The organism is Streptomyces collinus Tu 365, assembly GCF_000444875.1.
GTDB classification, from domain to species: Bacteria; Actinomycetota; Actinomycetes; order Streptomycetales; family Streptomycetaceae; genus Streptomyces; species Streptomyces collinus_A.
This window is the reverse complement of record NC_021985.1, coordinates 7,020,116-7,033,270: the sequence shown is the minus strand read 5'-3', so window position 1 is coordinate 7,033,270 and position 13,155 is coordinate 7,020,116. Positions and strand designations below refer to the sequence as shown.

Below are 13,155 nucleotides of genomic sequence, written 5' to 3'. Positions count from 1 at the left end.
GATAGGAAAGATGATCACTGTGACCGAAGCAATCGGGACCCCGGGAGCCCTCAAGCGCCTCGCCGACGAGGGGGTGTCGGTCTGGCTCGACGACCTGTCGCGCACCCGCATCGCCTCGGGCGGCCTGGCGGAGCTGGTGGCGAACGGCGGTGTCGTGGGCGTCACCACCAACCCGTCGATCTTCCAGGCGGCCATCGGCTCGGGCGAGGGCTACGAGGAGCAGCTGACCGACCTCGCGGTGCGCGGTGTCACGGTCGAGGAGGCCGTGCGGATGATGACGACCGCCGACGTGCGCGCCGCCGCCGACGTACTGCATACCGTCTACACCGCCTCGGACGGCCGCGACGGACGGGTCTCCATCGAGGTCGACCCGCGCCTCGCGCACGACGAGAAGGCGACCGTCGCCGAGGCCAGGCAGCTGGCCTGGCTGGTCGACCGCCCCAACGTGATGATCAAGATCCCGGCCACCCGGGCGGGCCTGCCGGCGATCACCGAGGTCATCGGTCTGGGTATCAGCGTCAACGTGACGCTGATCTTCTCCCTGGAGCGCTACCGCGCGGTCATGGACGCCTACCTGGCCGGCCTGGAGAAGGCCCGCGAGCGCGGCCTGGACCTGTCCACGATCCACTCGGTGGCGTCGTTCTTCGTCTCCCGCGTGGACTCCGAGATCGACAAGCGGCTCACCGCCCTCGGCACCGACGAGGCCCTGGCGCTCAAGGGCCGGGCGGCCCTCGCCAACGCGCGGCTCGCCTACGAGGCGTACGAGGAGGTCTTCGCCTCCGGCCGCTGGGACGCGCTGGCGAAGGCGGGCGCGAACCGGCAGCGTCCGCTGTGGGCCTCCACCGGTGTGAAGGATCCCGCGTACAAGGACACGCTGTACGTGGACGAGCTGGTCGCGCCCGGCACCGTGAACACGATGCCGGAGGCCACCCTGCGGGCCGCCGCCGACCACGGCGAGATCACGGGCGACACGGTGACCGGCGGTTACGAGCAGGCCCGCGCGGACCTCGCCGCCGTGGAGCGGCTCGGCATCTCCTACGACGAGGTCGTCCAGCAGCTGGAGGACGAGGGCGTCGCCAAGTTCGGGACGGCCTGGCAGGAACTGCTGGACGCCGTCACCAAGTCCCTGGACAGCAAGGGAGTTGACGCGTAATGACGACCAAGGCCCCGAAAGACGGGACACCCGCCGCCGAGGAGGTGCGCGTGCCGGTCGGCCCGGCCGCCGACTGGGTGAACCCGCTGCGCGACCCCCGCGACCGCCGGCTGCCCCGCATCGCGGGCCCCTCCGGCCTGGTCATCTTCGGTGTGACCGGCGACCTGTCCCGCAAGAAGCTGATGCCGGCCGTGTACGACCTGGCCAACCGCGGTCTGCTGCCGCCGGGCTTCTCGCTGGTCGGGTTCGCCCGCCGGGACTGGGAGGACCAGGACTTCGCCGAGGTCGTGCACGACGCGGTGCGGGAGCACTCGCGCACCCCGTTCCGTGAGGAGGTGTGGCAGCAGCTCGCCGAGGGCATGCGGTTCATCCCCGGCGACTTCGACGACGACACCGCGTTCAAGCAGCTCAAGGACGCCGTCGACGAGCTGGACGCCTCCCGCGGCACCGGCGGCAACTTCGCGTTCTACCTCTCGGTGCCGCCGAAGTTCTTCCCGAAGGTCGTGCAGCAGCTGAAGAAGCACGGCCTGGCGAGCCCGCCCGAGGAGGGCTCCTGGCGGCGCGCGGTGATCGAGAAGCCGTTCGGCCACGACCTGGCCAGCGCCCAGGCCCTGAACGCGATCGTGCACGACGTGTTCGAGCCGGACCAGGTGTTCCGGATCGACCACTACCTCGGCAAGGAGACCGTCCAGAACATCCTGGCGCTGCGCTTCGCCAACCAGATGTACGAGCCGATCTGGAACCGGTCGTACGTCGACCACGTACAGATCACCATGGCCGAGGACATCGGCATCGGCGGCCGCGCGGGGTACTACGACGGCATCGGCGCCGCCCGTGACGTCATCCAGAACCACCTGCTGCAGCTGATGGCGCTGACCGCCATGGAGGAGCCCATCGCGTTCGACGCGGAGGCGCTGCTCACCGAGAAGCTGAAGGTGCTGAAGTCGGTGCGGCTGCCGGAGGACCTCGGCATGCACACCGTGCGCGGCCAGTACGCGGCCGGATGGCAGGGCGGCGAGAAGGTCGTCGGCTATCTGGAGGAGGACGGCATCGACCCGCAGTCGAAGACCGACACCTACGCCGCGCTCAAGCTGGGCATCGACAACCGCCGCTGGGCGGGCGTCCCCTTCTACCTGCGGGCCGGCAAGCGTCTTGGCCGCCGGGTCACCGAGATCGCGGTGGTCTTCAAGCGGGCCCCGCACTCCCCCTTCGACTCCACCGCCACCGAGGAGCTGGGCTCGAACGCGATCGTCATCCGCGTCCAGCCCGACGAGGGCATGACCGTGCGGTTCGGCTCCAAGGTGCCGGGCACCTCGATGGAGATCCGGGACGTGTCGATGGACTTCGCCTACGGCGAGTCCTTCACCGAGTCCAGCCCGGAGGCGTACGAGCGGCTCATCCTGGACGTGCTGCTCGGCGACGCCAACCTGTTCCCCCGTCACCAGGAAGTGGAAGAGTCCTGGAAGATCCTGGACCCGATCGAGGGGTACTGGGCGGCGCACGGCAGCCCCGCGCAGTACCCGTCGGGCAGCTGGGGCCCGAAGGAAGCGGACGAGATGCTCGCACGAGACGGACGGAGCTGGCGCAGGCCATGAAGATCGACCTGACCGACACCACGGCAAGCAAGATCAACAAGGCGCTGGTGCGGGGACGCCGCGCCATCGGCACCCCGGCCGTGGGCATGGTCCTGACGATGGTCATCGTCACGGACGAGGAGAACGCCTACGACTCGATCAAGGCCGCGGAGGACGCCTCGCGCGAACACCCCTCGCGGACCCTGGTCGTCATCAAGCGGCACGCCCGCACCCTGCGCGACCGCACCCACTCCCGGCTCGACGCCGAGGTCCGGGTCGGTTCCGAGGCCGGCACCGGCGAGACCGTCGTGCTGCGCACCTACGGCGAGGTGTCCGACCACGCCGACTCCGTGGTGCTGCCGCTGCTGCTGCCGGACGCCCCGGTGGTCGTGTGGTGGCCGGTGGACGCGCCCGACGCCCCGGCCAAGGACCCGCTGGGCGCGCTGGCCCAGCGCCGCATCACCGACCTGTACGCGGTGGAGCGGCCGATGGAGGTCCTGGACACCCGCAGCCGCACCTACGCCCCCGGCGACACGGACCTCGCCTGGACCCGGCTCACGCTGTGGCGGTCCATGCTGGCCGCCGCGCTGGACCAGGCCCGCACCGAGGTGACCTCCGCGGCCGTCGAGGCCGAGCAGGACAACCCCAGCGCCGAACTGCTGTCGCGCTGGCTGGAGGCCCGCCTGGGCGTCACCGTGGACCGGGTGGTCAGCGCAGGCCCGGTCGTCACGGCCGTGCGGCTCGGCACCGCCAACGGCGAGATCGTCATCGACCGGCCGGAAGGGCCGCTCGCCACGCTGACCCTGCCGGGCCAGCCGCCGCGCACCCTCGCCCTGAAGGTCCGCGCCACCTCCGAACTCATCGCCGAGGAGCTGCGCCGCCTCGACGCCGACGAGATGTACGCCATCGCCCTCACCGGCGAGGCCACCAAGGAGAACGCCTGACATGTCCGACGCACCGTCAGACACCCCCGTGCTCACCCACCGGCCCGAGTGGACGGCCCTGGCCGACCACCGCGCCGAGGGACAGCCTCGCCTGCGCGAGCTGTTCGCCACGGACCCCGGCCGCGCCGAGCGGTACGTCGTCCGGGTCGGCGATCTGCACATCGACTACAGCAAGCACCTGATCACCGACGAGACGCTCGCGCTGCTGCGCGAACTCGCCGCCGCCACCGACGTCTTCGGTCTGCGGGACGCCATGTTCCGCGGTGAGAGGATCAACGTCACCGAGAACCGGGCGGTGCTGCACACCGCGCTGCGGGCCGCGCCCGGCGCGGTCGTCGAGGTCGACGGCGAGAACGTCGTACCGGCCGTGCACGCCGTTCTGGACAAGATGGCCGGCTTCGCCGAGCGGGTGCGCTCCGGCGAGTGGACCGGCCACACCGGCAGGCGCATCAGGAACGTCGTCAACATCGGCATCGGCGGCTCCGACCTCGGCCCCGCCATGGCCTACGAGGCCCTGCGCGCCTTCACCGCCCGGGAGTTGACGTTCCGTTTCGTCTCCAACGTGGACGGCGCCGACCTGCACGAGGCCACCCGCGACCTGGACCCGGCCGAGACGCTGTTCATCGTCGCGTCCAAGACGTTCACCACCATCGAGACGATCACCAACGCCACCTCGGCCCGCTCCTGGCTGCTCAACGCCTTCGACGGGGACGAGAAGGCGGTGGCCAAGCACTTCGTGGCGCTGTCCACGAACGCGGAGAAGGTGTCGGACTTCGGCATCGACACGGCCAACATGTTCGAGTTCTGGGACTGGGTCGGCGGCCGCTACTCGTACGACTCCGCGATCGGCCTGTCCCTGATGATCGCGATCGGCCCGGACCGCTTCCGCGAGATGCTGGACGGCTTCCGCCTGGTCGACGACCACTTCCGCACCGCGCCCGCCGAGGCCAACGCCCCGCTGCTGCTCGGGCTGTTGGGTATCTGGTACAACAACTTCCACGACGCGCAGACCCACGCGGTGCTGCCGTACTCGCACTACCTGTCCAAGTTCACCGCCTATCTCCAGCAGCTCGACATGGAGTCCAACGGCAAGTCGGTGCAGCGCGACGGGCGTCCGGTGCAGTGGCAGACCGGGCCGGTGGTCTGGGGCACGCCCGGCACCAACGGGCAGCACGCCTACTACCAGCTCATCCACCAGGGCACGAAGCTGATCCCGGCGGACTTCATCGGCTTCGCCAGGCCGGTCGCCGAGCTGAGCGGTGAACTCAAGGCCCAGCACGACCTGTTGATGGCGAACTTCTTCGCCCAGACCCAGGCCCTCGCCTTCGGCAAGACGGCCGAGGAGGTCCGCGCGGAGGGCGTGCCGGAGGAACTGGTCCCGCACAAGACGTTCCCGGGCGACCGGCCGACGACGACGATCCTCGCCCGCGAACTGACCCCGTCCGTCCTCGGCCAGCTCATCGCCCTCTACGAGCACAAGGTGTTCGTGCAGGGCGCGATCTGGAACATCGACTCCTTCGACCAGTGGGGCGTGGAGCTCGGCAAGGTCCTCGCCAAGCGCGTCGAACCCGCCCTCACCGAAGGCGCCGACGTGCCCGGCCTCGACCCCTCCACCACGGCCCTCGTCGCCGCCTACCGCACTCTCAAGAACGCATCGGAGAACTGATCATGCAGCTCGGTCTCATCGGTCTCGGCAAGATGGGCGGCAACATGCGCGAGCGGATCCGCCGCGCCGGCCACACCGTCGTCGGCTACGACCGCAACCCCGAAGTCTCCGACGTCAAGAGCCTCGAAGAACTGGTCGAGAAGCTGGAGGCGCCCCGCACGGTGTGGGTGATGGTCCCGGCCGGCACCGCCACCCAGGGCGTCATCGACGAGCTCAAGGACCTGCTGTCCGAGGGCGACACGGTGGTCGACGGCGGCAACTCCCGCTGGACGGACGACGAGAAGCACGCCGCCGAACTCGGCGTGAAGGGCATCGGCTTCGTCGACGCGGGCGTCTCCGGCGGCGTGTGGGGCCTGGAGAACGGCTACGCCCTCATGGTGGGCGGCGACAAGGAGCACGTGGAGCGGCTGCGGCCGGTCTTCGACGCGCTCAAGCCCGAGGGCCCGTACGGCTACGTCCACGCGGGCCGGGTCGGCGCGGGCCACTTCTCGAAGATGGTCCACAACGGCATCGAGTACGCGATGATGCAGGCCTACGCCGAGGGCTGGGAACTGCTGGAGAAGGTCAAGTCGGTGGACAACGTCCGCGAGGTCTTCCGCTCCTGGCAGGAGGGCACCGTCATCCGCTCCTGGCTGCTCGACCTCGCGGTCAACGCCCTGGACGAGGACGAGCACCTGAACCAGCTGCGCGGCTACGCGGAGGACTCCGGCGAGGGCCGCTGGACCGTCGAGGCGGCCATCGACAACGCGGTGCCGCTCCCGGCGATCACCGCCTCGCTCTTCGCCCGGTTCGCCTCCCGCCAGGACGACTCCCCGCAGATGAAGATGATCGCGGCGCTGCGCAACCAGTTCGGCGGGCACGCCGTCGAGAAGAAGGACTGACCGGCCGTGGGGGACCTCCTGCTGGTCCGCCACGGTGAGACGGAGTGGAGCAGGTCGGGACAGCACACCAGCTGGACCGACCTGCCGCTGACCACGCTCGGTGAGGAACAGGCCAAGTCCCTCGCTCCGCTGCTCACCGGACGGACCTACGCCCTGGTGCTGACGAGCCCGCTGGGCCGCGCCGTACGCACCGCCGAGCTGGCGGGCCTGACCGGCGCCGTGCCCGAACCCGAGCTGCACGAGTGGGACTACGGCGGCTACGAGGGCGTCACCACGGCCGACATCCACCGCGACCGGCCCGGCTGGGATCTGTGGACGGACGGCGTGCCGCCCGGTCCCGAGGGGCACCCCGGCGAGTCGCCCGAGGCGGTCGGGGCCCGGGCCGACCGGGTGCTGGCCCGGGTGGACGCGGCGCTCGCCGCGGACACCGGTGACGTCGTCCTCGTGGCGCACGCCCACTTCCTGCGGGTGCTCACCGCCCGCCGGCTGGGCCTGGCGCCCGCCGAGGGCCGCCTCTTCCAGCTCGCGACCGGCACGGTCGGCCGGCTCTCCACGGAGCACGGGCGCCCCGTGATCGCCGAGTGGAACAGACGCCCCTGACAGTGCGCCATCGCGGCCCGGGTCACCCCGTGTGACCCGGGCCGCGGCGTTGCCGGGCACGAACAGGTGTATACCGTCTACCGTCCCGCCGCCCGGTACGGGTGTCGCGGGCCGTCCCCGGCAGGACCCGGCAGGCCCGAAGCCGGTGTGACGGGCGTCCCGGACAGAACCCGGGACGCCCCGGCGGGCCTCCTTCTAGAATCACCGGCACTGCCCCACGCCCGAAGGAACCCGATGACCGGCGCCGAAGAACCGGCACGCCCCGAGGGGCGGGCGCGGGACGCCGCGCGCACCAGGGCCGAGATCCTCGACGTGGCGACGCGGGAGTTCGCCCGGTCCGGCTACGACGGCGCCCGGGTCGACGAGATAGCGGCCCGCACCCGCACCACCAAGCGGATGATCTACTACTACTTCGGCGGCAAGGAACAGCTGTTCACGGCCGTGCTGGAGCGGGCGTACGGAGCGATCCGGGACGCCGAGCGGCGCCTGGACGTGGACGGCCTCGACCCGGTCGCGGCGATCCGGCGGCTGGCCGAGCTGACGTTCGACCACCATGAGCGGAACCCGGACTTCGTCCGTCTGGTCAGCATCGAGAACATCCACGGCGCCCACCACATCGCCGCCTCCCGCAAGCTCGGGCGGATCGGTTCGCCGGCGCTGGACGTGATCCGCCGGATCCTGGCCGCCGGACGGGAGTCCGGGGCGTTCACGGCCGACGTGGACGCCGTCGAGCTGCACGCGATGATCAGCTCGCTCTGCTTCTTCCGGGTGGCGAACCGGCACACGTTCGGTGTTCTCTTCGGCCGCGACCTGGTGGCCCCGGCGCAGCGCGAGCGCTACCGGGCCCTGATCGGCGACATGGTGATCGCCCACCTCACGGCGGAGCGGACCGCCGCCGGCCGACCGCCCCCTCGGCGCGCTCGGCCGAACGGATGAAATGCGACGACAGTGCGATGACATCACCGGATTATCCGGTCGGTGCTGGTCACGATTTGGTGCCGCCCGTGGCGAGTGCCGCCCCCGGGCGGTACCCCCCACTTCCGTGACACCAAGGAGCGCGATGTTCTCCTCATCCGTCGTCGCACGTGTCGCCCAGGGCCTCGGTCTCGGCGTCGTGACGGCCCTCGGCGTGACCGCCACCCCCGCGGCGGCCGCACCGCCGCCGCCGCCCGTCGGCTGCTCCGCCGCCCAGCTCTCCGCGGCCATCGCCCAGGCGAACGCCGTGCCGGGCTCGGTGCTGACCCTCTCGTCGAACTGCACGTACACCCTGAACAGTCCGCTGCCGGCCATCACCACCGTGATGACGATCAACGGCAAGGGGAGCACGATCACCCGTGCGAACAGTGCCCCGGCGTTCCGCATCCTCACCGTCGGCGCCGGCGGCGACCTGACCCTGAGCAAGACCACCCTCTCGAACGGGCTGGCCACGGGCGGTTTCCCCGACAACTTCGGCGGCGGCATCGCCAACTTCGGCATCCTGCACCTGGAGAACGACCAGATCCTGAACAACCGCGCGGACTTCTCCGGCGGGATCGGCAACGTGGGCACGGCCACGGTCGACAACACGACCGTCACCGGCAACTCCACCACCCACAACGGCGGCGGCGCCGCCAACGACGGCACCATGACGATCACCAAGAGCCGCTTCATCCAGAACTCGGCGGACCAGTTCGGCGGCGGCCTCGCCAACGACGGCACCATGACGGTCCGCGACAGCGTCGTGAACGAGAACAGGGCGCTCGACGGCGGCGGCATCGCCAACCTCGTGATCGGTTCGAGCCACGGCAACCTGCTCGTGGACCGGACGAACGTCAACAACAACACGGCCACCGGCGGCACGGGAGCCGGCGGCATCCTCAACCAGCCCGGCGCGAGCGTCGTCCTGACCAGCAGCCGGGTCAACGGCAACACACCGACCAACTGCGCCGGCGCGGTGCCGGGCTGCTGAACCGCTCCCCCGGCCAAGTCGTGTCCGTGACGTCCCGTCGTCCGCCCGCAGGGGCAGGCGGGACTCGGCGGACACGGGCCGGGGGCCGCCCGCTCAGGCGGGGCGCACCACCGCCGCGTCGAGCAGCGGCCCCAGCTCGCCGGTCACGGTCAGCAGGGGGCGTACGTCCTGTTCCGCGCGGGCCATCAGGATCGCGCCCTCCAGGGTGCTGATCATCAAGGTGGCGAGGGGGTCGGCGCGGCCGGCGGGCACTCCCATGCCGGCCAAGGCCTCGGCGACCGGGCCGCGCCAGGCGGCGAAGGCGGCGGCCGCCGTCTCCCGGGTGGAGGCGTCCTGGGCCGCGCAGTCCACCGTCGCCGCGGCGACCGGGCAGCCGGCCTCGAAGCCGTCCGTCTCGTACTCCCGTGTCCACTGGGCGGCCATCGCCGCGAACAGCCCGCTCGGCGTCGGCCGGTCCAGGCCCGCCAGGAACCGGGCCACCCGCTTGCCCGCGTACCGGCCGGCCCAGCCGACGGCTTCGTTGACCAGTTGTTCCTTGCCGCCCGGGAAGTAGTGCTGGAGCGATCCGCGCGGGGCTCCGGCGTGGGCGGCCACCTCCCGCATGCCGGTGGCGCCGACCCCCTGGCGCCGGATCAGCTGGGCCGCGCTGAAGACCATGCGCTCGCGCGGTCCGTGCCGCGACTCCGCCATCCGTGACCTCCGCTCGCCGGTGTGCGCCCGCGCTCGTGTCCGCCCGGTCCGTCCCACCGCTCCGCCCACTCTATGACCGGCGTCATAAGAGCCGCTACTATGACGGCTGTCATAGTCAGCCCGGGTCGGGGCCGGGCCGTGGAGCGGAGGGCAGTGCCGTGAAGGTCGGATTCATCGGTCTCGGGGTGATGGGCCGACCCATGGCGCTGCGCCTGGCGGCCGCCGGCACGCCCCTCGTGGTGTGGAACCGGACGGCGGAGCGGGCCGAGCCGCTGCGCGCGGCCGGCGCCGAGGTGGCGGCGGACCCCGGTGAGGTGTTCGCGCGGGCGGAGGCGGTGCTGCTGATGCTCGCCGACGAGGCGGCCCTCGACGCGGTCCTGGGGCGCGGCACCCCCGAGTTCGCCGCCCGGGTCGCCGGGCGGATCGTCGTCCCGATGGGTACGACCTCGCCGGAGCACTCGCGCGCCCTGGAGGCCGAGGTGCGCGCGGCGGGCGGCCGGTACGTGGAGGCGCCCGTCTCGGGGTCGCGGGTGCCGGCGGAGCGGGGGGAACTGGTGGCCATGCTCGCCGGCGAGGAGTCCGCCGTCGACGCCGTACGGCCGCTGCTGGCGCCGCTGTGCCGGGAGACGTTCGGGTGCGGTGCGGCGCCGGGCGCGCTGCTGATGAAGCTGGCCGTGAACCTCTTCCTGATCACGCTGGTGACCGGGCTGACGGAGGCGTTCCACTTCGCCGACCGGCAGGGCCTGGACCGGCGGCTGTTCCTGGAGGTGCTGGACGCGGGCCCCATGGCCAGCGGGGTGTCCCGGATGAAGGCGCCCAAGCTGCGCGAGGGGGACTTCGCCGTCCAGGCCGCGGCCCTGGACGTGCTCAAGAACAACCGGCTCATCGCCGAGGCCGCCCGCGCGGCGGGTCTGGCCTCACCGCTGCTGGACGTGTGCCACGCCCTGTTCGAGGAGACGGTGGGGCTGGGGCACGGCGGCCAGGACATGGTGGCGGTGCTGCGCGCGATCGAGGCGCGGACCGGGTCCGGGGCGGCCCCGTCCCGGTCCGCTCCGCCGGGGCAGGCCGCTGTTCAGCCCTTCGGGATGCCGTAGACCCGCTCGACGGGCAGCCGGACCACCAGCCGGCGGTCGCGGACCATGGCGGCCCGGTAGTCGTCCCAGTCGGGGTGCTCGCCGAGGACGTCCCGGTAGAGCCGGACGAGTTCCTCGACGGTGTCGTCGTGGGGGTCACGGGCGACCGGCGACAGCTCGGCCGTGCCCTCGGCGACCGTGTACGCCCAGCGGTCGTCGCTGGTGACGTGGTAGGAGGCGCGTGGGTCGCGGCGGAGGTTGCGGGTCTTGGCCCGGTCGTCGGTGACGGAGATCCGGACGACCCGCTCCTCGGGGTAGTAGGCGTGGCTGACGTTGGAGAGCTGGGGCCGGCCGTCGCCCTTGAGCGTGACCAGCACCCCGCCCCGCGTACCGGAGAGCAGCTGGAGCAGTGCGTCCTGCGTCGAAGCCCGTGTCGGGTCCTGCGTCGAGTCCTCTGTCATATGGGCGTCAACTGGCCGGGATCATCCCGCATTCCCCGCGCCGGGGAGACACGACGGCCATAGGTGAACACTGCCTACCGTCTGCAGTAGACAGTGTCTACTCGTCGCTGGTAGACAGTATCCATGCGTGAGACCGACACGGGATCCAGGGGCGAGACCGACACGGGATCCAGGGCCGAGTCCGACACGGGCCTGCGGGCCCGGTTGGTGGACGTGGGCGTGGAGCTGGTGGCCGCCGAGGGGGTGCGGGCGCTGACGCTGCGGGAGATCGCCCGCCGCGCCGGGGTCTCCCACGGGGCGCCGCGCCGCCACTTCCCCACCCACCGGGAGCTGCTGTCCGCCATCGCCCACCGGGGGTTCACCGACCTGGGCGAGCGCATCGGCAGGTCCGCGCCCGGCGCCACCGACCCGCGCCGACGGCTGACGGAACTGGCCCGCATCTACCTGGAGTTCGCGTCGGACAACCCGGGCATGTACGAGCTGATGTTCCGTCACGACCTGCTGGACAGCGGCGGGTCGGGGCTCAGGGAGACCAGCCTGCCGCTGTTCGGGGTGCTCGCGGACCTGGTGGGACGGGTCAGGCCCGAGACGGACGCCCGGCGGGTGGCCGGCGCGCTGTGGGCGAACCTGCACGGCATCGCCCAGCTCTGGCGCTGGAACAGCCTCCAGCTCGCCACCGGCGACCAGGAGTCGGGCCCGCTGCTCGATACGGTCCTGGACGCCCACCTGGGCTCGCGGGACGTGCGGTGAACCGCGGGCTGACGCTGGCGAGCAGTGTGGCGGGGGCCGTGCTCGTCGCCCTGGACGGTACGGTCCTCACGGTCGCCCAGCCCTCCCTGCAACGCTCGCTGCACGCGTCGTTCGCCTCGGTACAGTGGACCGGTACCGCGTACCTCGTGGCGGTGGCGAGCCTGCTGGTGTTCGCGGGGCGGCTCGGCGACCGGTACGGGCACCGGCGGACCTTCGGGCTCGGCATGCTGGGGTTCGGTGCGGCGTCGGCGGGCGCCGGCCTGGCGCCCGGCATCGGCTGGGTGATCGGACTGCGGTTGGCGCAGGGCGTGTTCGGGGCGCTGCTGCAGCCGGCGACGCTCGGCATGCTGCGGGCCGCGTACCCGCCGGAGCGGCTGGCCGTGCCGCTGGCCGTGCGCACCGCCGCGATCGGCCTGGCGGCGGCAGCGGGACCGCTGCTGGGCGGCGCGCTGGTGAGCGGTCCGGGCTGGCGGGCGGTGTTCTTCGTCGGCGCGCTGCCCGCGGCCGGCTTCGGCCTGGCGGCGCTCGCGCTGCCAGGCGCGGACCGCCGCCCGGCGGTCCGCACCCCGCTGGACCTGCCCGGGGCCCTGCTGCTCGCCCTCGCCCTGGCCTGTCTCGTGCAGGCGCTGGTCTCGCTGCCCGGCTCCGGGGTGTGGGGGGTGTCGGCGCTGGGCGGCGCGGTGCTCGCCGGGACCGCCTTCGTACGGCACGAGCGGCGCGGCGCGCATCCGCTGCTGCCGCCCGGGGTGATCGGCTCCCCGGCGGTGGGGGCCGCGCTCGGCCTGCTCGTGGCCGCGTCGGCCGCGCTGTTCGGCACCCTGTTCGCCGAGACGTACGTGCTCCAGCGGCGGCTCGCCCTCGACCCGTTCCAGAGCGCCCTGCGCAGCCTGCCGCTCGCGGTGCTGATGGTGCTGTCCGCCGCCCTGTGCCCGGCGCTGCTGCGCCGGCTGGGCGCGCGGCGGACGGCCGTCGCGGCCATGGCGCTGCTCGCGCTGGGCATCCTGGTCCTGTCCGGGGCCACCGGCACGGCCGCCCTCGGCGGCGGTTTCGCGCTGCTGGGTGCCGGGTTCGGCACGGTGATGGTGGCGGCCACCGAGGTCGTCGTACGCGGTGCGCGGGTGGCGGTCGCCGGGGTCGCGGGCGGTCTGCAGCAGACCGCGCTCAACGTGGGGCCCGTGCTCGGTGTGGCCGCGGCGACGGCACTGATGGGCGCGGGCCCCCGGCCGGCACTGCTCGTGCTCGCGGCCGTGGCGGCGCTCGCCGTACCGGCCGCCCGCGCGCTGTCCGGGCCCGGTGCCGCGCCGGACACGGAGATCACGGACGGGCGGGTCCGTTCGGGTGTTCCTGCGCGACGATGAGGGTGTGCGTCCCGGCAGGCGGGCCGGAGCGCACGCGCGGGAGCGATGCGGAGGAGC

Annotated in this window: 13 protein-coding genes; 11 read left to right on the top strand and 2 right to left on the bottom strand. The window is 72.4% G+C overall.

The window, feature by feature from the left end; all coding sequences use genetic code 11:
* Positions 1 to 10: 10 nt before the first annotated feature.
* The 8 genes from tal to B446_RS30485 all read left to right on the top strand — a co-directional run bounded on the left by tal (position 11) and on the right by B446_RS30485 (position 8,766).
* Positions 11 to 1,153 (top strand): transaldolase, encoded by a 1,143-nt coding sequence (gene tal / locus B446_RS30520; RefSeq protein WP_043476750.1) that lies wholly within the window; start codon positions 11 to 13, stop codon positions 1,151 to 1,153.
* Positions 1,153 to 2,748: a glucose-6-phosphate dehydrogenase gene (zwf, locus tag B446_RS30515; protein ID WP_020943299.1), complete on the top strand. Its 1,596-nt coding sequence runs from the start codon at positions 1,153 to 1,155 to the stop codon at positions 2,746 to 2,748. The genes tal and zwf overlap by 1 nt, the downstream gene beginning before the upstream one ends.
* Positions 2,745 to 3,671 carry a glucose-6-phosphate dehydrogenase assembly protein OpcA gene (gene opcA, locus B446_RS30510; protein ID WP_020943298.1) on the top strand — a complete coding sequence of 309 codons (927 nt, stop codon included), beginning with the start codon at positions 2,745 to 2,747 and terminating at the stop codon, positions 3,669 to 3,671. The genes zwf and opcA overlap by 4 nt, the downstream gene beginning before the upstream one ends.
* A gap of 1 nt (position 3,672) precedes the next feature.
* Entirely contained in the window at positions 3,673 to 5,337 is a 1,665-nt protein-coding gene (gene pgi, locus B446_RS30505) for a glucose-6-phosphate isomerase (protein ID WP_020943297.1), read from the top strand.
* Between the two features lie 2 nt (positions 5,338 to 5,339).
* Complete coding sequence (gene gnd, locus B446_RS30500) at positions 5,340 to 6,218, top strand: phosphogluconate dehydrogenase (NAD(+)-dependent, decarboxylating) (protein WP_020943296.1); 879 nt, start codon at positions 5,340 to 5,342, stop codon at positions 6,216 to 6,218.
* 6 nt (positions 6,219 to 6,224) lie between these two features.
* On the top strand, positions 6,225 to 6,818 hold the full coding sequence (locus B446_RS30495; protein WP_020943295.1) for a histidine phosphatase family protein: 594 nt from the start codon (positions 6,225 to 6,227) through the stop codon (positions 6,816 to 6,818).
* Positions 6,819 to 7,052: 234 nt separating this feature from the next.
* The gene (locus B446_RS30490) at positions 7,053 to 7,754 is read left to right on the top strand and encodes a TetR/AcrR family transcriptional regulator (RefSeq protein WP_020943294.1); all 702 of its coding nucleotides are present in this window, start codon (positions 7,053 to 7,055) and stop codon (positions 7,752 to 7,754) included.
* Between the two features lie 124 nt (positions 7,755 to 7,878).
* Positions 7,879 to 8,766 carry a hypothetical protein gene (locus B446_RS30485; RefSeq protein ID WP_020943293.1) on the top strand — a complete coding sequence of 296 codons (888 nt, stop codon included), beginning with the start codon at positions 7,879 to 7,881 and terminating at the stop codon, positions 8,764 to 8,766.
* Positions 8,767 to 8,859: 93 nt separating this feature from the next.
* Here the strand turns inward: B446_RS30485 and B446_RS30480 are convergent, their stop codons facing one another.
* Positions 8,860 to 9,456, bottom strand: coding sequence for a TetR/AcrR family transcriptional regulator (locus B446_RS30480; RefSeq protein WP_020943292.1), 597 nt, complete (start codon positions 9,454 to 9,456; stop codon positions 8,860 to 8,862).
* Positions 9,457 to 9,458: 2 nt separating this feature from the next.
* Between B446_RS30480 and B446_RS30475 the strand changes: the two genes are divergently transcribed.
* The gene (locus B446_RS30475) at positions 9,459 to 10,550 is read left to right on the top strand and encodes an NAD(P)-dependent oxidoreductase (protein ID WP_328285622.1); all 1,092 of its coding nucleotides are present in this window, start codon (positions 9,459 to 9,461) and stop codon (positions 10,548 to 10,550) included.
* Here the strand turns inward: B446_RS30475 and B446_RS30470 are convergent.
* On the bottom strand, positions 10,529 to 10,990 hold the full coding sequence (locus B446_RS30470) for a PPOX class F420-dependent oxidoreductase (RefSeq protein WP_020943290.1): 462 nt from the start codon (positions 10,988 to 10,990) through the stop codon (positions 10,529 to 10,531). The two genes, B446_RS30475 and B446_RS30470, sit on opposite strands and share 22 nt — an antisense overlap.
* A gap of 123 nt (positions 10,991 to 11,113) precedes the next feature.
* Between B446_RS30470 and B446_RS30465 the strand changes: the two genes are divergently transcribed.
* Both B446_RS30465 and B446_RS30460 read left to right on the top strand, forming a co-directional pair.
* Positions 11,114 to 11,740, top strand: coding sequence for a TetR/AcrR family transcriptional regulator (locus tag B446_RS30465; RefSeq protein ID WP_020943289.1), 627 nt, complete (start codon positions 11,114 to 11,116; stop codon positions 11,738 to 11,740).
* Entirely contained in the window at positions 11,737 to 13,098 is a 1,362-nt protein-coding gene (locus tag B446_RS30460) for an MFS transporter (RefSeq protein ID WP_020943288.1), read from the top strand. The genes B446_RS30465 and B446_RS30460 overlap by 4 nt, the downstream gene beginning before the upstream one ends.
* The last annotated feature ends 57 nt before the right edge of the window (positions 13,099 to 13,155 follow it).